The organism is Bradyrhizobium guangzhouense (assembly GCF_004114955.1).
In the GTDB taxonomy this organism is placed as follows: domain Bacteria; phylum Pseudomonadota; class Alphaproteobacteria; order Rhizobiales; family Xanthobacteraceae; genus Bradyrhizobium; species Bradyrhizobium guangzhouense.
This window is the reverse complement of the sequence record NZ_CP030053.1, coordinates 3,671,462-3,692,119: the sequence shown is the minus strand read 5'-3', so window position 1 is coordinate 3,692,119 and position 20,658 is coordinate 3,671,462. Positions and strand designations below refer to the sequence as shown.

The following is a 20,658-nucleotide window of genomic DNA, read 5'->3' as shown; positions in this document are numbered from 1 at the left end:
GGCTTTACGCCTCGAAATTGCCGGCGCGGAAATCCATCGCGAAGGCGGGAGAGGCTTTCCACTTGATCGACTTCGGCTTGGCCGTGAAGGTCGCGTTCTGGTGGAGCACCGTGTAGGCGGGGTCCTCGCGCTCGGCGATCTCCAGCATGCGGTGGAACGCCTTCTTGCGCGCGGCGCGGTCGGTCGACGTCTCCAGGAACTCGGAGAGCTTGTTCAGCTCGGCGTTGGTCCATTCGCCGATCTGCTGTTGCTGGCCGTTCGGACCGTGCTGGGCGACCAGCGACGACACCGGATCGTTGAAGGCGGCCGAGTTCGACCAGTCGCGCAGCGCGCGGGTCGGTGCGCGTTCCATGATCTGCGACCAGTTTTCCTTGGTCTCGATCTCGACGTTGAGGCCGACCGACTTCCACATCTCGACCAGCACCTGCGCGGTCGCGACCTGATTGGTGTAGTAGTTGTTGAGCAGGCGGTACGGGATCGGGTCGCCCTTGTAGTTGGCCTGCTTCAACAGATCCTGCGCGAGCTTCGGATCGTAGGCCGGCACGTCCCAATCGGCGATGAACATATCGCCGTAGAATTCCCATTGCAGGCCCTTCGGCACGCGGGTGCGGCCGGCCCACAGGCTGTCGACGATGGCCTGGCGGTCGATTGCATGGGTGAAGGCGCGGCGCACCAGCGGATTGGCGAGCACGGCGTGGTTCTTGTCGAACACGGTGAGGCGGTGATTGAGGATGGTGCCGCCCTGCACCTCGAAGGCAGCATTCTTCTCGATGCCGGCGATCTGGTCCGGCGGGATGTCGCAGGCGAACTGGTATTCGCCCGACAACAGACCGTTGATACGGCTTGCGACCTCAGGCACTTCGAGGAAGCGGATGCGCTTGAGCGGCGGGCGGCCGCCCCAATATTCGTCATGCGCTTCCAGCGTCAGCGACACGTCGGGCTTGAGCTCGACGACCTTGTACGGTCCCGTGGTGACAGGCTTGCGCGCCCAGTCGAGATAGCTCGCAGATTCGTCCCAGGCGCGGCGGTTCATGATATCAGAGCCGTAGCGCGACAGGCGTCCCTCGATGGTGACGTCGGGCGTCGCGTTGTAGAAGCGAACCGTGTACTTGTCGACGGCGTCGACGCGGACGAGGTCCGGCCAGATGCGGCGCGCGACCGCGGGCACGTCGGGCGGCAACTCCTTGCCGGGCTTCGGCATCGGGATCTTTTCGAATGCCTGAATGGTTGTGCGGCTCTTTGCCTCGGTCTCGCCGAACATGCGTTCGCGGCTGAAGGTGAAGACGACGTCTTCAGCGGTCAGCTCGTCACCATTTTGGAATTTGACACCCTGGCGCAGCTTTACCTCGACGGTCTGGTCGTCGATGCGGCGCCATTCGGTGGCAAGGCCCGGCACGGCTTCGAGATTGCCGCGCCAGTTCTTGGAGATCAGGCCTTCCCAGATCGAGGAGAAGAACACGCGCTCGCCGACATTGGATTGCTCGCGCAGCACGTCGAGCACGTTGGCGTTCGTCACTTTCTGCACGGCGATCGTCACCGACGGGCGGTTGTCGCCTTGCGCGATCGCGAAACGCGGCAGCGGCAGCGTGCCGGTGGCAGCGCCGCCAGCCTTCAGAACGGTGCGACGGGTAAGTTTGCTCATGGCGGTGACCCCTGCCCTGTGTGATCTGATTATTCGGCGAGACCGAGCGCGGCGAGATGCGCGGCGCCCTTGCGGACGTCGTCGTGGTTGCGCAGCTCGAGGATCAGCCGTGGATTGGAAGTCAGCCGGCCGAGCGAGCGGAAGACGGCGACCCAGGGGATGTTGCCCTCGCCCGGCGCCCAATGCCGGTCGGCAAAACCGTCGGTGTCCTGAAGGTGCACATGCGTCAGCATGTCGCCGGCGGTCTCGACGTAATAGTCGACCGGCGGCGCTGCGGTGGAGATGTGCGCGTAGTTGGCATGGCCGGTGTCGAGCGAGACGCGGACCTTGCTGCTTTCGAGCGCCTTGGCGAGACGGACCCGGTCGCGCGGGTCCTTGTCCTCGATGTTCTCGATGACGATCTCGCAGCCGATGGTCTCGGCGCGCGCGATCACCTCGGCCAATGTCGCCTTGACGCGCTCGACGATGTTGGCGCGGTTGTCCGGATAGAGATCGAGATTGTTGTGGTCCCAGGTCGTGAACGGCGAATGCACGACCATCTGCGTCGCACCGAGGAATTCTGCGGCATCAAGACCTTGCAGCAGCCGCTTGGTCACCACCTGGCTGATCAGGGGATCGTGGCTGTCGATCTTGAAGCCCCAGAACGGGCCGTGGATGCCGAGGCGCCCGGTATGGCCCGAGAGCATCTGCTTGATTTCAGCGGCGGGCGTGCGCCAGTCGCCATCAAGCAGGTCGGCGCGGAAGAAGTCCTGAATTTCGAGATCGCGCTGCCGTTCGAGAAGCCAGTCGCGGTGAGCGGGGATCGACTTGATGGACAGTGCGGCGCCCAACACCGGCTTCGACATGGCTTGCTCCTCGATTGTCAGCAATGACAGGGAGCAGCGCTAGACCAGTTCAATGACAGGCCGGTGAAATCGAGGTTCCGCAAGTTGCTGGAAATGTGGACATCGTGTCGCGCGCTTGCATCGATTTCGTGCAGGCAAATACAGCGTGCGCTCGCGCACGGATCGGCGTGCGGGATCAAGTGTTTTTCAGTCCGTAGTGATCCGGAATGGAATCCTAATTCGATCTCGCGTACATCGCACGACATCGATCGGCGGCCACTTCCACGGGCATCACCCTCTGATCGCGCACTATGGGGTTGGGGGACCACATGGGGCGGGGGATTGAAGGCTGGGGCAAGGTGACGAGGTCCGGACTCCTAGGCACTCCGGACCTCGGAACTTTCTACTTCGAACGCAATTTCGCGCCGCCGGCTTGATCAGCCACGCGGCGCGAAATCGTTTCTGGAGGCGTCCTGTTGACAGCGCCTTTGCCGGTCGCGCCCTCAGCGGGTTTGCGGCTCGATGGTCACCGTGCAATCGCCCTGTCCTTGCGTCGCGACCATGATGTCGCCAACGGGGGCACCGAGCGGAATCGAGGCGGATGAGCCGCCGCCGGGCATCTGAACCGTCACGCTCAGTGTATCCACGCGCGCATTCGAGCCCACCGTTGACGGCTCGACTTCGGCAACGTTACCCGAGGCGTCACGCCGCATGATCCGGCAATTGACGTTGCTGCTTGCGTTGCTGCCGCCGGTCGCGGCCATGCTCGTTGATGCGCCACTGCTCATCTCCGCGCGGGCCCGCGACGGATCGCGAGGCACCTGGCTGACGATGCGATGCGTCCGCGGCTCCACGATGACGACGTCATCATCCGTCGCGAAATATTCGTAGTCCCGGTACTCCGGCTCGATCGAGACGATCTCGGGCGGCAGCCGATAGAGATGCACACGCGGGGGAATCGCCTCGCCGACACGGATCGAGATGTTCAGGTTGCGCTCCGGCTCCGCCAGGTGCTCGTGGCTCAGTCGTTCCGAGATCTGCACCTGCTTCTCGGAGTTCACACGGGTCTGCTGGCTGACCTGCGTGTTGGTCTGGGTGGTTTGATTGGCTTGATTGGTTTGCGTCCCGGTGGCAGGTGCGCTCTGTGCGTTGTTGGTTGGCTGCGTCCGGCTCGTGTCGGTTGCCGTGGCCGGCCGATTGCCTTGTTGTGCGGGTTGCTGCTCCGCTGCGTTGCGTGGAGGTTGGGTCTGGTTACGCTCGCCCTGGTTGGCTGCAGCTCCCGTGCGCTCGTTCTGTTGGCCAGCAGGACCGCTCTTTGATTTCTCGGACTCGGCCGTTGATTTCTGCGGCGCAGACTTGTCCGACTTCGTCTCGGCGCGGCTCTTGTCGGCGTCGTGTCCCGATTTCGCGCTCTCGGCCTCCCGGTTGCGATCCTTCGACGGCTCGCGGGATTCTTGTGCCTGCTCCTTAGCGTTCGGCGCGTTGTGCTCGGCGGCGGTGGTCGGCTGACGCTTGTCTTCGCTAGTCTCGTGCTTGGCAGCGCCGCCCGTCTCCTCGCGGCCCGCGCCCTGCAGCTTTTCCTGGGCGCCCTGTGCGCGCTCTTGGACACGCTCCTGGGCGTGCTCCTGGGCAGCACCGCCGCGCTGCGGCGCGGCGCCCTTCGCCGGTTCCTCGGTCCGTTTCGGCTCGTCCTTGCGCTCGGGCGCCTGAGCATAGGCAACGCCGGATGCGAGCATAAGTCCAATCGCTGCGGTCGATAACATCAGATGTTTACGCATGGTCCCTCTCCTGAACAAATCGCAATGACAGACGCGAACGCTCTGTCGGTGCGAATGTTCCTGACCCGGAACGCCGCGATTAACCCGTGGGAAGATAGATCGCGCCTACATCGCGTCCTGTAATGTCAGCCGCGCCGTGAAGGTCACGCTGGTCTTGCCGACCAGTGCCATGCCATCAACCTCTGCGCCGCCAGCCGAATAGTCCCCCGAAAAGCCGCAGGTGACCTCCCTGCCTCCGAACGCGAGAGTCCTTCCGACTGCTTCGGTGTGCTGGTTGACGATCATGTCGCCGCGCCACTTGCCGTTCCGGAAGGTGTAGCTGCCGGTATAGTAGAAATAACTGTCGCCCCCCATGATGCGCCCGTCGCACAGCACGACCACGCCTCTCGCCTGGCCGCGCTTGCCGTCACGCATCTCGATGTCGAAGATGTAGAGGCCATTGATGACCCCGGCCTCCTCGCCTGCTCCCGACCCGTCCCCGGCCGACATCAGATCGTCTCCCCAACAATGCCGATCGGGCTGCGCCCTCAGTTCGGCACGTTTCGTTCCAGATCCTCAAGCCAGGCCGCAGCGCTCGAGTCCGACGGCGCCCGCCAGTCGCCGCGCGGCGACAGCGAGCCGCCTGCTGAAACCTTTGGCCCGTTCGGCATGGCCGAGCGCTTGAACTGGCTGAAAGCGAAGAACCGGCGCAGGAAGACCTCGAGCCAGCGGCGGATCTCCCGGAGATCATAGGCGCGGCGTTTATCGGCCGGGAAAGCCGGCGGCCATTCGCCCGCAGCGACATCCTTCCACGCCTGGAACGCCATGAAGGCGATCTTGGACGGCCGCAGGCCGAAGCGCAGCGTGTAGAACAGATTGAAATCCTGCAATTCGTAGGGCCCGACCGAAGCCTCGGTGCTTTGCGGCTTCTCGCCAGGCTTCACTGGAACCAGCTCCGGCGAGATTTCGGCCGAGAGGATTGAGGCCAGTGTCCCGTTCACATCGCCGCTGAACTGCTTCGAAGCAATCACCCAGCGGATCAGATGCTGGATCAGCGTCTTTGGCACGCCGGCGTTGACATTGTAGTGCGCCATCTGGTCGCCGACGCCATAGGTACACCAGCCGAGCGCGAGCTCCGAGAGGTCGCCGGTACCGATGACGATGCCGCCGTGGTGGTTGGCAAGGCGGAATAGATAGTCGGTGCGCAGGCCCGCCTGCACGTTCTCGAAGGTCACGTCGTAGACTTTCTCGCCCTTGCCGAAGGGATGGCCGATGTCCTTCAGCATCTGCGTGGCGGTGGTGCGGATGTCGAGCTCCTGCCCGGTGGTCCGCAACGCCTTCATCAGCGCCAGTGCGTTGGTCTTGCTTTCGCTGCCGGTGGCAAAGCCCGGCATGGTGTAGGCGAGGATATTCTCGCGCGGCAGACCGAGCAGGTCGACGGCCTTGGCGGCGACGATCAGCGCGTGGGTGGAATCCAGGCCGCCCGATACGCCGATCACGACACGCTTGGTGCCGGTGGCGCGCATGCGCTGCACAAGCCCCGCGACCTGGATGTTGTAGGCCTCGTAGCAGTCCTGCTCGAGCAAATGCTCGTCGCTCGGCACGAACGGGAAACGCTCGACCTTGCGCAGGAAGCCGATGTCCACAGAGGGCGGCTTGAGGGCGAATGTCACTTTCCGGAATAGCGCCTCGCGCTGCCGGCGGTTGTCGTCGAACGTGCCCATCGAGGCACGCTCCTGCCTGAGCAGGTCGAGGTCGACGTCGGCCATCGTGATTTGGCCGTCCTGCCTGAAGCGCTCGCCTTCGGCCAGCAGCACGCCGTTCTCGTAGATCGAGGTCTGGCCGTCCCAGGCCAGGTCCGTGGTGGATTCCCCAGCGCCTGCCGCGGAATAAACGTAGGCTGCCAGGCAGCGTGCCGAGGTCGATTGGCAGAGCAGCGCACGCGAGCGCGCCCGGCCGATCGTGATCGGGCTGCCCGAGAGGTTGATCAGCACGCTGGCGCCTGATAGCGCCAGCTCGGAGGCCGGCGTCACCGGGATCCACATGTCCTCGCAAATCTCTACGCCGATGGTCAGGCCCGGGACGTCGTCAGCCGCAAACAGCAGGTCGGTGCCGAATGGCGCCTGGAGTTTGCCGATGGCAATGGCCTCACCGGCGATGCCCGCGCCCGAGGCGAAATGGCGCCCCTCGTAGAATTCGCGATAGGTCGGCAAATAGCTCTTGGGCACGACGCCCAGAACGCTGCCGCGGTGAACGACGACGGCGCAATTGTAGATGCGATGGCCGAAGCGCAACGGAGCGCCGACGATCAACACCGTCATCAGCGCCGAGGAAGCCTCGACGATCGAAACGAGGCCGCGCTCAATCGCGTCGAGCAGTGGATCCTGCTTGACGAGGTCCTCGATCGCGTAGCCGGACAGGCACAGCTCGGGAAACACGGCGACTGCGACCGACTGCGCGTCGCAAGCCTTCGCCGCCGCGACGACCGCCTTGGTATTGGCCGCCGGATCGGCCACATGGGAGGTGGTGACGCAGGCCGCAACGCGCGCAAAGCCGTGGGCGTAGATCGAATAGAAGCTCATCGCGCGGAGGACCCTTAAACCTTGTCGCAAGCCAGCCGCAGCCGGCTCCGGATACTATGTAGCCCATCGACCGGGCCCCGTGCAGGCCATCCGCCATCATGCATAACGGACTTGCAAGCCGCGCCTGCTGTCAGGCGCTGCGCGCCAGCACGCTGGAGAGATCGTTGCGCAGCCATTCGGCGATCCGGGGCCAGGCATGGGCATGGGTCCGCGCACCCATGAACAGGCCGAGATGGTCGCTCGGCTCGGAGCGTGCTGCAACGAAAGCCGGCGGCGTGCCGACGAGCTTCGCCGTGGCAAATGCCTGCGCGGCCGGCACGACGTCGTCATCGAGCCCGGCCAACAGGAAGACCGGCGCCTTGACCTCCCTCAGGTCGATGGCACGGCCAAGCGCGGTGAACTGGCCCGATGCGATCCGGTTCTCGCGAAAGATCCAGTTGACGATCTGAAGATAGTAGGCACCGGGCAAATTGAGGGTTTCGCCGTTCCAACGGTCGAAGCGCGCCAGCAGGGCCGCGCCCTCCTCGTCCGAGAGGTCTCGCTGCAATGCCGCCGCGATGTCGTCGGGGCCTGGCACCTTGGACCAGACATGCAACATCTCCTCTCCGCTGACATTGCCGCCGCCGCGCGCGACGAGCTGATCATAGACCATCACCGGCGCGTTGCGGGCGAGCTGCGCCAGCCTGGATTCGACCGAGAGGTCGACCGGCGCACCCACCAGCACCAGCCGGCGCACCTTGGCCGGAAAGCGCGCGGCATAGAGCAGCGACAGCCAACCACCCTGGCAAAGGCCGACCAGATCGACCGGGGCGCCGATCTCGTCGACGGCGACGTTGAGATCGGACAGATAGCTGTCGATCGAGAGGTGGCGCATCTCGGGCGTGGCCGAGCGCCAGTCGGTGAGATAGATTCGATCGATACCGCCCTGTTGCAGCGACTGCACCACGCTGTGACCGGGCGCGAAATCGGCAATCAGGGCCCGATGCAGCGCATAGGGGGCGCAGACCAGCGCCGGCTGGCCGGATCGCGTCCGCGCACAATCACGAAGCCGCATGGTGGCAAGCTCCAGCGCCACGGTGCCTGATGTGGTCCAGGGGAGCTCGCTCTCACCCTGCTCCGCCGGGCTGCGTTCCAGCCACCAGAAGCAGGCATCCATCGCGAGCCTTGCTGCCGCAAACGGCCACAGCATGGTGTCATCAGGGCCACGCCCCGCCTCGCCGGGCAGCTCGCCGCTCTTCTCCGCCGCCATTACCGTGTGGTCCTCACAGGAACGCCTCCAGGCTGATGATGGAAATGCCGCGTTCCCTGAAGCTGCGATGGGTCGCCGCGACCGAGCCGTCGAGGTCAATGCCACGGCAGGCATCCTCGATCACAGCAACCTCGAAGCCCGCCTTGCGGGCATCCTCCGCGGAAAAGCGGACGCAAAAATCCAGCGCCAAGCCCGCCACGAAAACGGTCTTCAGCTCGCGCTCGCGCAAATAGCCAAGCAGGCCGGTCGGCGTCGTCTTGTCATTCTCAAACAGCGCCGAATAGGAATCGATCCCGCGGCGAAAGCCCTTGCGCACCACCAGGCTTGCCCGCGCGAGGTCCAGATCCCGATGGAATTCGGCTCCGGCCGTGCCCTGGACGCAGTGGGTCGGCCACAGCACCTGGGTGCCATAGTCGAGCTCGATGGTCTGGAACGGCTGCTTGCCCGGATGGTTCGGCGCGAACGAGACGTGGTTGCCCGGATGCCAGTCCTGCGTCAGCACCACATTGGCGAATTTTTGGGCGATGCGGTTGATGGCGGGGACGACTTTCTCGCCGCCGGGAACGGCGAGCGCCCCACCGGTGCAAAAATCGTTCTGCACGTCGATCACCAGCAGCACGTCGCGGTCGGATATCTTCATCGAGAGGTCCCAGTCGCGGGTCTAGTGTCATCCGCCCGGCGCGCTCGGCACCGGCCGTTCTTGCCAATGTCGATCTTCCCGCGCGGCTTCGCAACCTCCGTCCTCAATGCAACGCTTTGGGGGCGACCGTGTTGACTAGCTGTACCTGACCGCGGAATCTCTGATATCCGCGCCATACGGATTGGTGCGACGAAGCAGAGGAGAAAGGTTCCTGTGGCCAAAGGCCACGGCAGCCAGATGATCATGGGTATCGGCAAGACAGGAAATATTCTTCTCGCCGATATCGGCGGCACCAATGCACGGTTCGCGCTGAGCAATGGCGAGCGGATCGGACCGATCGACTACGTGAAGGTGGCCGACCATCCCACGGTCCGCGAGGCCATCACCGACGTGCTGCGGCGGGCCGACGGCGAGAAGCCTGTTCGGGCCGTCCTCGCCGTCGCCGGCCCCGTCACCAACAACCGCTGCGTCATGACCAACAGCCCCTGGGTCATCGACGGCAACGAGCTCCAGCCGGCGCTCGGCTTCGACAGCGTCCACGTGCTCAATGATTTCGAGGTCGTGGCCTGGTCCCTGCCCGCCCTGCAGCCGGCCGACCTGATTCCGCTCGGCGGGCAGGACGGCATGCCAGGAGAGCCATTGCTGGTGGTCGGGCCCGGGACCGGTTTTGGCGTCTCCTGCCTGGTCGAGCGCCACGGCTCCCGGCTCGCCGTCGTCACGGAAGCCGGCCATGCGACGCTTCCGGCGGAGAACGAGCGCGAGGAACGGGTAATCGCCTCGATGCGCCGGCGCTTCGGCCACGTCTCGATCGAGCGCGGCGCGCTATCCGGTTCCGGCCTGCAATCGCTCTACGAGGCAATGGCCGAGATCGATGAGGCCCAGGTGCCGCAACGCGATGCCGCAGCGATCACCAAGGCGGCGCTGGACGGGTCTTGCGACCTCAGCCGCGCGACGCTGGAGATGTTTTGCGCCATCCTCGGCTCCGTTGCCGGCAACCTCGCGGTGACCTTCGGCGCCAGGGGCGGCGTCTATATTGCCGGCGGAATCGTCCCGCGCTTTCCGGAATTCCTTTCGGCTTCGGCATTCCGCGCGCGTTTCGAAGCCAAGGGGCGCTTTCAGGACTACTTGCGCAACATCCCGACCCGCCTCGTCATGAAGCCCGATGCAAGCTTCGTTGGCCTGAAGATGTTCGCCGACCACAATCTCGATTGAGGCGCGGCCAACACGTCCGTCAATTCCACAGCTGATTGCAACGCGCGCGCGGTTCCATGCAGGATCGTGCTTGCCCGTTTCTGTCCGATGGGAAACAATCGCAACCGTGTGCGTAGGTACGGGGGCGTGACATGCGTAAACAGGATGTGGGCTTCGACTATCACCGCTATCACCGGCTGCTGACCGAGGCTGACGATGAAGCAAAGCGCATGGCACTGATCGAGCTGTTGATCGAGGAAGGAGCAAGGGATCGCTTGGCAGCGCAGCGCGCCTCGGACCGCGCCGCCATGACGGCGCACACCATCGCGACGGTGCTGAGGGGCGGCCGCAACTAGGGCTTGCAGAGACGACGGCCCGGCGGCGAGGAGTCAGCGATCGATTGCGATTCCGTTAAGGATCCCTGGCAATCCTGTATCAAACTTTTTGCTCTAGAAGTTCCCTCACCTGATGCAATTCAGGATTAAACAGAGGGGGAATGAACATGAGCATGATTTCGCTCACCGAAATGCCGGCTGCCGTCCAGTCCCGGTCAATCGATACTTCTTTCAAGGCCATTATTATCTTTTGCTGCCTCGGACTGCTCGCCTCGTTCAGCCTGATGGCGCAGGGCGTCGACCTCAGCGCCGGTCTGATGTGATCTCCTGACGGATCTTCCGTCGCAAAATGGCCGCCCCTTCCGGGCGGCCATTTTCATGGACGATGCCTCCACCGTCGACAGCGTCAGTGCGGCACTTTGGCGGGCATATCCGGAAACAGCGAGTCGATGATGGTCTTGAGCTGATCGAGCGCAATCGGCTTACGCAGAATCGGCCGACGACGGAGCAAGGACGGCAGCAATTCCGGCCCATAGCCGGTGGCAAACAGAAACGGCTTGCCGCGCCGCTCGATCAGATCCGCGACGGGATCGACATAAACGCCCATCAGATTGATGTCGAGGATCGCGAAATCGTACTGCGCGGTCATCGCAAAGGCGCTCGCATCGCGCACATTGTCCGCTTCCGCGACGACATGGTGGCCAAGCTCTTCCACCATGTCAGCCATCATCATCCGGATCAACGCCTCGTCTTCGACCAGGAAAACGGAGAGTCCGTCCGCCATATCAACCCCGCAAGCAACGTCGCTGCGAAGGTAAGCATAACCGATTTGCGAAAAGGATTCACGAATTCGTGGCCTTCAATTTCCACGAATGCATGCAATCCGATTCAAGCTCGATCAATCCAACCAGGTCAATCCAGCCCGCGCTCATGGCTGAGACGAACCATCTCCTGGATGAACACCTGCTTCTGCTTGTCATCGAGGCTCGAGTACAGCGGCTCGGCGGCATCGGCGACATTGCGCTGGTCGGCGGCGCGGTCGATCAGGAACTGCGCCTCATTGCGCATCTGCTCGATGATGTCGTCGGGCGGATCGCGCTTGGCCCGCTCCATCCGCAGGTTGAGTCGCTCCGCGCCATTATGCCCGAGATAATGCATCGCGCTGGAGAAGCCGAACCAGTTCTTCTCCTGCGCGGGCGTGAGATTCAGTTCGGTCTTGATCCGCTCGATATAGGAATCGCTGTTGGCGACGATCTGGTCGGCGGTCAGTTGCGGCGCGCCGGGCTGGGTCAGGACGGTGACGTCCTTATTGTCCTTGGTGTCATTCTTAGTGTCCTGGGGAGCATTCTTGGCTTCCTTGGTCGCCTTGGCCCCCTTGGCGCCTTTTGCCGTCTTGGCATCCTTGTCCTTGGCCGCGCCCGACTGCTTGCCGTCCTTCGCATCCTTGGATGCGTCCCTGGTGGCGTCCTTGCTGGCATCTTTGCCGGCGTCCTTGGCCGCCGGCGCCTGACCGTTGTTATTATTCCCGACGCCGAGCACACCGGTAAAGACGCCGACCACGCCGCCGATGGCGCCGCCGAGGACGCCTCCGACAGGACCCGCGGCCTTGTTACCGGCTGCGGCGCCGTCCTGGACGCCCTTGACCAAACCTTGTGCATTCGCAACTGCGGCCGCGCCGACAAGCAGTGTCAGCAGGGACCCGAGCGCGAGCCATCGTCGCAGGCCAAGCCGCGCAGGCGGCGCCGGGTTGATCATTTGGGTCTCCATCTCGATCCGCTTGCTTTCTTACGAAACGGCAGGTGTCCTGCCGGTTGCAACTCTACCGTTTTCGCCGAGCCGAGGTCTAGGTACGGACCATCACTGTCCCCGATTGATGGACTTCTGGCGCTAAACGGCACTGCAAGCTCATTCGGAACTGCGGCGTAATTGCGCACGGCAAATGGCGTCTTCGCTCGACGTGTGCGTCGCAATAAGAACTGCCTCAGCTCACGGCGCGTCCGACGTGCGCTGTCGGTGTCCCATACACAACGTTAGTTCTAGAGATCGTGGCATTCGGCTTTCTCGACAGACGCAATCAATCATGATCTGATCGCGCTACCAATTCGCCGCGTCCCCTCGCGTGAATTTGCCACTGGGGATGACGAGGCCAACAAGAAACGTCCAACAACAAGATCAAAAACAAACTTGGGAAAGTCAGAGGAAACGACAGAACAATAAAACGAACCAAGGCGAGGAAACGAGATGTCACGCAAGACACTGACGCGACGTCAATTTGTGGCTGCCACTGCAATGTCCTCCACGGCGCTGATCGCAGCGCCCTACGTCCGAGGCGCTTACGCCGCCGGCAAACTCTCGATCGGCTTCTGGGACCACTGGGTGCCCGGTGCCAACGATGCCTCCACCGCGCTCGTCAAGGAATGGGGCGAAAAGGAAAAGGTCGAGGTTTCGATCGACTACATCACCAGCAACAACAAGAAGATTGAGCTGACCGCGGCGGCCGAAGCCCAGGCCAAGTCGGGTCACGACATTCTTCAGATGCCGAGCTGGTGGCCGCACGCTTATTCCGAAAACCTCGAGCCGCTCAACGACGTCATGGAGCCGCTCATCAAGCAGAATGGCGAGGTCAACGGCACCGTCAAATATCTGGCGCAGTCGGGCGGCAAATGGCTTGCAGTACCGGCAACCCCGGGAAGCCAAATCAAGGGTCCCTGCTCCCGTATCGATCTCATGAAGAAGCACGCCGGCATCGACGTCCAGGAGATGTATCCGGCCGGCAGCCCGCCGAAAGATGACAACTGGACGTTGGAGACATTCCTGAAAGCGGCGGAAGCCTGTCAGAAGGCCGGCTTCCCGTTTGGCATCGGTCTCGGCGAGACCACCGACAGTGTCGATACGGCGGGTGCAATCTTCCAGTCGTTCGGCGCCGAACTCGTCAACGCCAAGGGCGACGTCACCGTCAAGACCGACGCGGTGCGGCAGGCACTCGAATTCTACAAGAAGCTGATCGCGGTGCTGCCGGCAGATGCGCCATCCTGGGATGACGCCTCCAACAACAAATGGCTGATCTCGGGCCGCGGCGCGATGATCATGAACCCACCGAGTGCCTGGGCCGTCGCCAAGCGCGATGCGCCGCAGGTCGCCGAGCAATGCTGGACTCATGGCTTCCCGTCCGGGCCGAAAGGCCGCTTCGCGCCGTTCCTGCCCTATTTCTGGGGCGTGTGGAGCTTCGGCAAGAACAAGGAGGCGGCCAAGAGTCTGCTCGTCCATCTGTCCTCGCCGGCGGCGATCGAAAAATTCGTCGTGGCGAGCGGCGGATACGATCTCCCTGCCTACGCGAACATGACGAAGTTCAAGACCTGGGCCGAGGAAGGGCCGCCGAAGGGCACGCTGTTCCACTATCCGGATCCCTACCATCGTCAGACCCTGTCGATCGCCGCGTCGCCGGCGCCGCCGAAGATCGCCCAGCAGATCTATTTCCAGGCGACGCTGACCAAAATGGCGTTGCGCTTCGCGCAGGGCGAGAAGATGGAAACCGCTCTCGCCTGGGCCGAGGACGAGTGTGAGGGCTTCATGCGGACCTGAGCCGGGTGTGTGCCATGGCGGTTCATGCTCGCTTGCGTGAGCCGCCAAGGCGCCCTCTCAGTCCGTCCCCCTGCGAAGCCGAGCGGTCGCCGGCGTTGCCGTTGACCTTCCGTTTGAATGCTTGTCCTGGAAAGTTTGCCCATGGCCGATGTCGTCGTCGAGCAAGGTCGCCACGTCAGTTCCGTCCGCCCGCGAAAGCGTGCGAGCCTGCGCAATACGCTCGGACGGAAATCGACCGTGGCGTTCTTCCTGACGCTGCCGCTGATCCTCCTGATCGCGCTGCTCGTGCTGTATCCCGCCTTCTTCTCGCTCTATCTGGCGACGCTGAACAAGGCGATGACGAAATTCGTCGGCCTCGGCAACTTCACCTTCCTGTTCAAGCGCGAGACGTTCTGGATGGTGGTGAAGCAGTCCTGCATTTTTGCGGTCACCGCCGTGATCTTCAAGGCGCTGATCGGTTTCATCGTCGCTCATTTCGTCCACAACATTCCCGGCAAGAAACAGCGTAAGTGGCGCGGCATGCTGCTGGTGCCCTGGGTGATTCCGCCGGCGATGAGCACGCTGGCCTGGCTCTGGCTGTTCGACCCCTCCTACAGCGCCTTCAACTATACCCTTTCCTTCTTCGGCGTCGGCCCGATCCCCTGGCTCGGTGAGACGTTCTGGGCGCGCTTCTCCGTCATCCTGGTCAACGTCTGGTACGGCGCCCCGTTCTTCCTGATCATGTATCTGGCGGCGCTGAAATCGGTTCCCGACCAGCTCTATGAGGCAGCGGCGATCGACGGCGCCAATTGGTGGCAGAAGATCTGGTACGTCACGCTGCCGATGATGCGCAACATCATCGCCATCACCACGCTGTTCTCGCTGATCGTAACCTTCGCCAATTTCGACATCGTGCGCATCCTGACCTCGGGCGGGCCGCTGGACACGACGCATCTGTTTGCCACCTGGGCATTCCAGGTCGGCATCCAGAGCAGCGATATTCCGCTCGGCGCCTGCGTCTCGCTGTTCATGGTGCCGATCCTCGCCGTCGCGGCGATCTTCATCCTGCGCGACGTCACCAAACGTGGGAACGAAGCCTGATGAGCACGCTGGCGATCGACAAGGCCGGACCAACCCGCAAACTCGGCAGCATGAGCCGGGACCGCGCCTGGGCGCTGCGCTGGTCCTATTTCTTCCTGGTGCTGTTTGCGATCTTCTTCCTGACACCGCCGGTCTACATGGTGATCACCTCGCTTAAGAGCAGCGCGGAGATTTCGGCGGCGACCAATCCGTGGTGGGTGTTTCACCCAACGCTCTCGAACTATGTCGAGCTGCTGACCTCGAACCAGTTTTTGCGGTTCTTCTGGAACTCGTCGATCATCTCGATCGTGGTCGTGATCGTGACCATGCTGATCAGCATCCCCGCGGCGTTCGCGCTGGCGCGGATGAAGTTCTGGGGCTCGGCGACGCTGGCAACCGGCGTCTTCCTGACCTATCTGATCCCGGACAGCCTGCTGTTCATTCCGCTGTTCAAGATGCTGGCGATGGTCCAGGACCTTACCGGCATTACGCTTCTGAACCGCTGGTATGTGCTGGCGTTCATTTATCCCACGCTGACCGTACCATTCTGCACATGGATCATGATCGGGTACTTCGCCTCGATCCCGAAGGAGCTCGACGAGGCCGCGATCATCGACGGCGCCTCGTGGCTCCAGACGTTGCTGCGGATCTTCATTCCAGTGGCATTGCCGGGGTTGATCGCCGCGACGATCTTCGCCTTCACGGTGTCCTGGGCCCAATTCCTCTATCCGCTGGTGTTCACCACGTCGGTGGACCAGTTGGTGCTGCCGGTCGGCATCACTACGACGCTGATCAAGGGCGATGTGTTCAACTGGGGGCAGATCATGACCGGCGCGCTGCTCGGTGCGGCGCCGCCGCTAATCATCTACGCTTTCCTGATGGACTACTACATTGCCGGCCTCACCGCCGGCGCGACCAAGGGTTGAAATCGAGGGGTTGAAGTGCAATGGCCGACGTTTCCCTGCGTAAGGTGATCAAGCGCTACGACGAGGTCGAAGCCGTCCGTGGTATCGACCTCGATATTGCCGACCATGAGTTCATCGTGCTGGTCGGTCCGTCCGGCTGCGGCAAGTCGACCACGCTGCGCATGATCGCGGGGCTCGAGGACATCAGCGACGGCGACATCATGATCGGCGGCGACGTCGTCAACGACGTGCCGCCGAAGGACCGCGACATCGCCATGGTGTTTCAAAATTACGCGCTCTACCCGCATATGACGGTCGCCGAGAACATGTCGTTCGGGCTGCGGCTGAAGCACTATCCCAAGGCCGAGATCAAGGCCCGGGTGACTGAAGCCGCACGCCTGCTCGACATCACCGACCTGATCGACCGCAAACCCAAGCAGCTCTCCGGCGGCCAGCGCCAGCGCGTCGCGATGGGGCGCGCCATCGTGCGCAATCCAAAGGTGTTCCTGTTCGACGAGCCGCTGTCCAATCTGGACGCGAAACTCCGCGTGCAGATGCGCATCGAGATCAAGAAGGTGCACCAGAAGGTGCGCACCACCACAGTGTACGTCACCCACGACCAGGTCGAGGCGATGACCTTGGCCGATCGCGTCGTGGTGATGAACAAGGGGCGGATCGAGCAGATCGGTACGCCGAACGAGCTCTACCACAAGCCTGCGACGCGCTTTGTCGCAGGCTTCATCGGTTCGCCCGCGATGAACTTCATCCCGTGCCGTCTGGAGGACGCCGGCGGCTCGCTCCAGGTCCGCCTGACCGACCGCATCGCCTTTGCGCTGCCTCCGGCCCGCGCCGCGCGCTACAACGCGCTGCCGCGTAGCGACAGGCTGCTGCTCGGCATCCGGCCCGAGCATCTTACCGAGGCGCATGCGCATCTGGATCCCGGCATCGAGACCTTTGACACGGTGCTCGACGTCACCGAGCCGATGGGAATGGAGACGCTGGTCTATTTCGGCCTCGAGGGCACGCCGGTCTGCGGCCGCGTCAATCCCAATGCCGGCGCCAAGGACGGGGCTCCCATGCGTTTGGCGATGGACCTCAACAACATGCACCTGCTAAACGAGGAGACCGGCGCCGTGCTGTGACGCCGTCTTAAGAAACTCGAAGCAGGCGGGGAGCGATGGCGACCAACAAGAAGAAGATTTTCGTTACACAAACTTTGTCACAAGGGGCTCGCGCCCTCCTCACCCAGCGAGACGATATCGAGCTCGTCGAGTTCTCGAACCTGATCTCCGCCGGGGATTTCGAGGCCCTGCTGAAGAGCCATGCGCCGGTCCACGGCGTCGCGCTCGGCGCCACGGCCTTTGGCGAGACCGAGCTCGAGGCCGCCCGCGACATGAAAGTGGTGACCCGCATCGGCGTCGGCTACGACGCCGTCGACGTGCCCGCCCTCTCCCGCCGCAAGGTCCCGCTGATGGTCGCGGGCAGCGCCAACTCGCCCTCGGTAGCCGAGCAGGCACTGTTCATGATGCTGACGCTGGCCAAGCGGGCCAATGAGATGCACGCCTGCGTCAAGGACGGCAGATGGGCCGAGCGGCTCGGCATGCTGCCGTTCGATCTCTATGGCAAGACCGTGCTGATCATCGGCTTCGGCCGCATCGGCAGCCGCACCGCCAAGCGCTGCCTGGCGATGGAAATGAACGTGCAGGTCTATGATCCCTACAAGCCTGCCGCCGAAATCAAGGCTGCCGGTTGCGAGCCTGTTACCGATCTCGACGCAGCGCTGCCCAGCGCCGACTTCGTCACCGTCCACTGCCCGAAGACGCCCGAGACTATCGCCCTGTTCGACGCTGACAGGATCGGACGGATGAAGCCGAGATCCTATCTGATCAACACCGCGCGCGGCGGCATCGTGAAGGAAGCCGCGCTGTATGACGCACTTGTCTCTGGCAAGATCGCCGGCGCCGGCATCGACGTGTTCGAGGTCGAGCCGCCGCCGGTCAGCAATGCGCTGTTCGCGCTGCCCAACGTCATCATGGCTCCGCATGTCGCAGGCGTGACCGTCGAGGCGGTCCAGCGCATGAGCGAGCAGACCGCGCGCAACATCCTGAGTGTGCTGGACGGCGATCCGATCAGGCAGAACATCATCAATCAGGATGTGCTCGGCTAACGTAATTCCGAAGGCGGGTGTTTCGACCCGCCTTCGGAGGGCCAGAATGCGTCCCATTTTGGTGCAGATCGGGCCCCAACTCAGCCTTAATCAAACCCGCGTAATGTATCCGGCCGCGGCGGCAGTGGGACAGATTTGCCGGCCGCGTCGAGCTGGAGGATGGACCTTGTCAGAGATCGACCCGACCGACCAAGCGCTGGCGACCATCGCCAGCATTTTCGAGCACCCCGAGCCCACCTTCGTCGTCCGGGACGCCGGGACCGAAACGGCCGTCGCCGATGAGCATCCGGTCGAAGCCGAACATTCTGGCCTGGACGCGCACGAGCATCCCGTGGTCGAGGAACAGCCGCTGGCGCCGGAGCACCCGTCCGATGCCGATGGCTACAGCAAGGTCGGTCCCGGCCCGATGGTGGCGATCCGCCTGAAATGGACGGTCCATCGCGGCGACGACGGGCAGTATTACGTGCACGAGACCATCGGCGAGCAGTCCGCCCCCGTGGTCAGCGGCCCCATGACCAGCGAGGCCGCCGTGAATTTTGTCGATGAACACGAGAACGAGGCGCGCCGGCGCTTCGAACTGCTTCGCAGCGAGATCGCCGGTCGCAGCTCGCTTGCCGATTACGAGCGCAAGGGCGAGGCATAAGTTAGCTTGGGGGCCACTCTCTCCGTGCACCTCTCCCGAAGGGAGAGGTCGGAGCGCATCGAAGATGCGATCCGGGTGAGGGGTTCAGGTCTCAATGTACGTTGCGCCCCCTCACCCGGATTGCTGCGCAATCCGACCTCTCCCCGCTGGGAAGAGGTGAACACCAAGCGCTACTTCCTTCCCAAGAAGTCCTTCTTCACGAGCTCGACACCCGCGTGCCGCAACAAATCGTACGCGGTCGTAACGTGAAAGAAGAATTGCGGGACGCTGTTGGTGAGCAGCAGCGTCCGCCCGGTAAAGGGCAGCTCGGTCCCGTTCTTCAGCTTGAAGAAGACTTTCAGCTCCGCCGCCGCATCGATCTCGGCACGCGGCAGGCTTTCAATGAACTCGATTGAGGTGGCGATCCGCGCCTGGAGCCCGGCCATGTCGTGCTCCAGCGGCGGCAGCGCGACCGGCTCGCATTGCGCCAGCAAGGCCGGCGCAACGGTGGCGTGTCGGCAGGCTTCGCCAATCTGCTGCGCCAGATCGTACATGTTCGGCGCCATGCGCATGCCGAGCAGAACCGCCGGATTGAACTTGCGGGTCTCGGCATAGGCGACGCCCTTGTCGAGCAGCACGGACAGATTGCGCAAATAGGGTACGAAGAGGCCGACCGAGGCCTCGTACATCGAGATCGTCACTTCACAATTCCCTTCAATTCCATCTCGCCAGAAACCGGCATCTGGTCTAAATCCACCTCAGAAGAGCTGCACAATGACAGCTCGGGCGTGGGTGGAAAAGAGATGATCGTTCGAATATCAGTTCGAATCCTTGCAGTTTTGGCCGCAATATCGCTGACAAACCTTTCGGCGCATGCGCAGCAGGCATCGACCTCGCGCCTCGACGAGATCATCAAGCGCGGCACCTTGCGCGTCGGTATGACCGGCGACTACAAGCCCTTCACCTATCTGGACAAGACGACGCAGCAGTTCTCCGGGTTCGACGTCGACATGGCCGAGGCGCTCGGCAAGGCGCTTGGCGTCAAGGTCGAGTTCGTACCGACGGCCTGGCCGAAGCTCATGAAGGATTTCGAGGCCGATCAGTTCGATATCGCGATGGGCGGCGTCTCCGTGACGCTCGATCGGCAGAAGAAGGGCTATTTCTCGATGCCGATCATGCGCGAGGGCAAGACGCCGATCGCGCGCTGCGCCGACGTCGGCAAGTACCAGTCCATTGCCGATATCGACAAGAAAGGCACACGTGTCATCGTCAATCCCGGCGGCACCAACGAGCGTTTCGCGCGCGCCAACATCAAGGACGCCGACATCACCGTATTTCCCGACAACACCGAGATCTTCCACGAGATCGCCAAGGGCAACGCCGATCTGATGATGACGGACGCCTCCGAGACCCGCTACCAGCAGAAGCAGAACTCGGGCGTGCTCTGCGCGGTGCATCCGGACAAGCCGTTCGATTTCTCGGAGAAGGCCTACTGGCTCCAGCGCGACATGGCGCTGAAGGCCTTCGTCGACCAGTGGCTGCACATCTCCATGGAGGACGGCAGCTACAAGAAGATCTACGCCGCCTGGTTCGACTAGCATCATGCGTCACGTGATCGCGGTCGCGGCTGTACTCGCAACGGCCGGAGCCGGCAGTGCATTCGGGCAGACGCCCTTCACGCCGGCGACGGGTCCCGCCTGCAAGGATCAATCCAAGGAAGGGTTCGGGCTGTGGACCTGCCCGGGACCCGCCGGCTACGTCGTCCGCTTCGCCGACGAGGGCAACATCGTCTCGCTGACGATTGCGCCGAAGCGCGCGATCGAGAAGGTGGAGGGGCCGACGGCGCAATGGCGCGGCGCCGGCAAGGCCTTTGGCGACAGGGTGCAGTGGATCATGCGCGCCGGCGTTCCCAGGGCCGCGGTGATCCGGACCTGGAGCCGGGTCGGTGACGACGAGCGCGAGGTCCAGGAACTATCAGTGTTCGCGATCAACGGCGAGACAGCCTGCCTTGTTGGTGCAGTCGAGATCCACACCGAGAAGGCCAACGCGGCGGCCCTCGCCCGTGCCGAGCGGGCTGCGGATTCGCGCTGCCCGGAGAAGTAG

At 63.2% G+C, this 20,658-nt stretch carries 21 protein-coding genes; 11 read left to right on the top strand and 10 right to left on the bottom strand.

Annotated elements, in window-relative coordinates:
* Positions 1-4: 4 nt before the first annotated feature.
* The 7 genes from XH91_RS17845 to pncA form a co-directional block, all read right to left on the bottom strand.
* On the bottom strand, positions 5-1,642 hold the full coding sequence (locus XH91_RS17845; RefSeq protein ID WP_128951779.1) for an ABC transporter substrate-binding protein: 1,638 nt from the start codon (positions 1,640-1,642) through the stop codon (positions 5-7).
* Positions 1,643-1,671: 29 nt separating this feature from the next.
* Complete coding sequence (locus XH91_RS17840) at positions 1,672-2,487, bottom strand: sugar phosphate isomerase/epimerase family protein (RefSeq protein WP_128951778.1); 816 nt, start codon at positions 2,485-2,487, stop codon at positions 1,672-1,674.
* Between the two features lie 482 nt (positions 2,488-2,969).
* Positions 2,970-4,244, bottom strand: coding sequence for a DUF1236 domain-containing protein (locus tag XH91_RS17835; RefSeq protein WP_128951777.1), 1,275 nt, complete (start codon positions 4,242-4,244; stop codon positions 2,970-2,972).
* Positions 4,245-4,349: 105 nt separating this feature from the next.
* Entirely contained in the window at positions 4,350-4,733 is a 384-nt protein-coding gene (locus XH91_RS17830; protein WP_164933969.1) for a GrlR family regulatory protein, read from the bottom strand.
* A 38-nt stretch (positions 4,734-4,771) separates the two neighbouring features.
* A complete protein-coding gene (locus XH91_RS17825; RefSeq protein WP_128951775.1) occupies positions 4,772-6,805 on the bottom strand; it encodes an NAD(+) synthase in 2,034 nt (677 codons plus the stop codon).
* A gap of 130 nt (positions 6,806-6,935) precedes the next feature.
* Positions 6,936-8,054: an alpha/beta fold hydrolase gene (locus XH91_RS17820; protein WP_128951774.1), complete on the bottom strand. Its 1,119-nt coding sequence runs from the start codon at positions 8,052-8,054 to the stop codon at positions 6,936-6,938.
* Between the two features lie 13 nt (positions 8,055-8,067).
* Positions 8,068-8,694, bottom strand: a complete 627-nt coding sequence (gene pncA / locus XH91_RS17815; RefSeq protein WP_128951773.1) for a bifunctional nicotinamidase/pyrazinamidase — start codon at positions 8,692-8,694, stop codon at positions 8,068-8,070.
* A 243-nt stretch (positions 8,695-8,937) separates the two neighbouring features.
* On the opposite strand from pncA, the gene glk reads away from it, so the two are divergent.
* The 3 genes from glk to XH91_RS38880 all read left to right on the top strand — a co-directional run bounded on the left by glk (position 8,938) and on the right by XH91_RS38880 (position 10,543).
* A complete protein-coding gene (glk, locus tag XH91_RS17810) occupies positions 8,938-9,906 on the top strand; it encodes a glucokinase (RefSeq protein ID WP_128954890.1) in 969 nt (322 codons plus the stop codon).
* Between the two features lie 131 nt (positions 9,907-10,037).
* Positions 10,038-10,241 (top strand): hypothetical protein, encoded by a 204-nt coding sequence (locus XH91_RS17805; RefSeq protein WP_128951772.1) that lies wholly within the window; start codon positions 10,038-10,040, stop codon positions 10,239-10,241.
* A 146-nt stretch (positions 10,242-10,387) separates the two neighbouring features.
* Entirely contained in the window at positions 10,388-10,543 is a 156-nt protein-coding gene (locus XH91_RS38880) for a hypothetical protein (protein WP_164933970.1), read from the top strand.
* Between the two features lie 83 nt (positions 10,544-10,626).
* Here the strand turns inward: XH91_RS38880 and XH91_RS17800 are convergent, their stop codons facing one another.
* Both XH91_RS17800 and XH91_RS17795 read right to left on the bottom strand, forming a co-directional pair.
* Positions 10,627-11,004 carry a response regulator gene (locus XH91_RS17800; protein ID WP_128951771.1) on the bottom strand — a complete coding sequence of 126 codons (378 nt, stop codon included), beginning with the start codon at positions 11,002-11,004 and terminating at the stop codon, positions 10,627-10,629.
* 128 nt (positions 11,005-11,132) lie between these two features.
* A complete protein-coding gene (locus XH91_RS17795; RefSeq protein ID WP_128951770.1) occupies positions 11,133-11,975 on the bottom strand; it encodes a Spy/CpxP family protein refolding chaperone in 843 nt (280 codons plus the stop codon).
* Positions 11,976-12,461: 486 nt separating this feature from the next.
* Between XH91_RS17795 and XH91_RS17790 the strand changes: the two genes are divergently transcribed.
* The 6 genes from XH91_RS17790 to XH91_RS38875 all read left to right on the top strand — a co-directional run bounded on the left by XH91_RS17790 (position 12,462) and on the right by XH91_RS38875 (position 18,576).
* Positions 12,462-13,802, top strand: a complete 1,341-nt coding sequence (locus XH91_RS17790) for an ABC transporter substrate-binding protein (protein WP_128951769.1) — start codon at positions 12,462-12,464, stop codon at positions 13,800-13,802.
* A gap of 141 nt (positions 13,803-13,943) precedes the next feature.
* On the top strand, positions 13,944-14,882 hold the full coding sequence (locus tag XH91_RS17785) for a carbohydrate ABC transporter permease (protein WP_128951768.1): 939 nt from the start codon (positions 13,944-13,946) through the stop codon (positions 14,880-14,882).
* Entirely contained in the window at positions 14,882-15,787 is a 906-nt protein-coding gene (locus XH91_RS17780) for a carbohydrate ABC transporter permease (RefSeq protein ID WP_128951767.1), read from the top strand. Before XH91_RS17785 ends, XH91_RS17780 begins: the two co-directional genes overlap by 1 nt.
* Positions 15,788-15,807: 20 nt before the next feature.
* Positions 15,808-16,908, top strand: coding sequence for an ABC transporter ATP-binding protein (locus tag XH91_RS17775; protein ID WP_128951766.1), 1,101 nt, complete (start codon positions 15,808-15,810; stop codon positions 16,906-16,908).
* 35 nt (positions 16,909-16,943) lie between these two features.
* On the top strand, positions 16,944-17,933 hold the full coding sequence (locus XH91_RS17770) for a hydroxyacid dehydrogenase (RefSeq protein WP_128951765.1): 990 nt from the start codon (positions 16,944-16,946) through the stop codon (positions 17,931-17,933).
* A 46-nt stretch (positions 17,934-17,979) separates the two neighbouring features.
* Positions 17,980-18,576: a hypothetical protein gene (locus XH91_RS38875; protein WP_430648521.1), complete on the top strand. Its 597-nt coding sequence runs from the start codon at positions 17,980-17,982 to the stop codon at positions 18,574-18,576.
* 170 nt (positions 18,577-18,746) lie between these two features.
* On the opposite strand, the gene XH91_RS17760 is transcribed toward XH91_RS38875, so the two are convergent.
* Positions 18,747-19,244: a DUF1993 domain-containing protein gene (locus XH91_RS17760; RefSeq protein ID WP_128954887.1), complete on the bottom strand. Its 498-nt coding sequence runs from the start codon at positions 19,242-19,244 to the stop codon at positions 18,747-18,749.
* 114 nt (positions 19,245-19,358) lie between these two features.
* On the opposite strand from XH91_RS17760, the gene XH91_RS17755 reads away from it, so the two are divergent.
* Together XH91_RS17755 and XH91_RS17750 are read left to right on the top strand one after the other, a co-directional pair.
* Positions 19,359-20,153 carry a transporter substrate-binding domain-containing protein gene (locus tag XH91_RS17755; RefSeq protein ID WP_164933971.1) on the top strand — a complete coding sequence of 265 codons (795 nt, stop codon included), beginning with the start codon at positions 19,359-19,361 and terminating at the stop codon, positions 20,151-20,153.
* A 4-nt stretch (positions 20,154-20,157) separates the two neighbouring features.
* Positions 20,158-20,658 (top strand): hypothetical protein, encoded by a 501-nt coding sequence (locus XH91_RS17750; RefSeq protein WP_245477140.1) that lies wholly within the window; start codon positions 20,158-20,160, stop codon positions 20,656-20,658.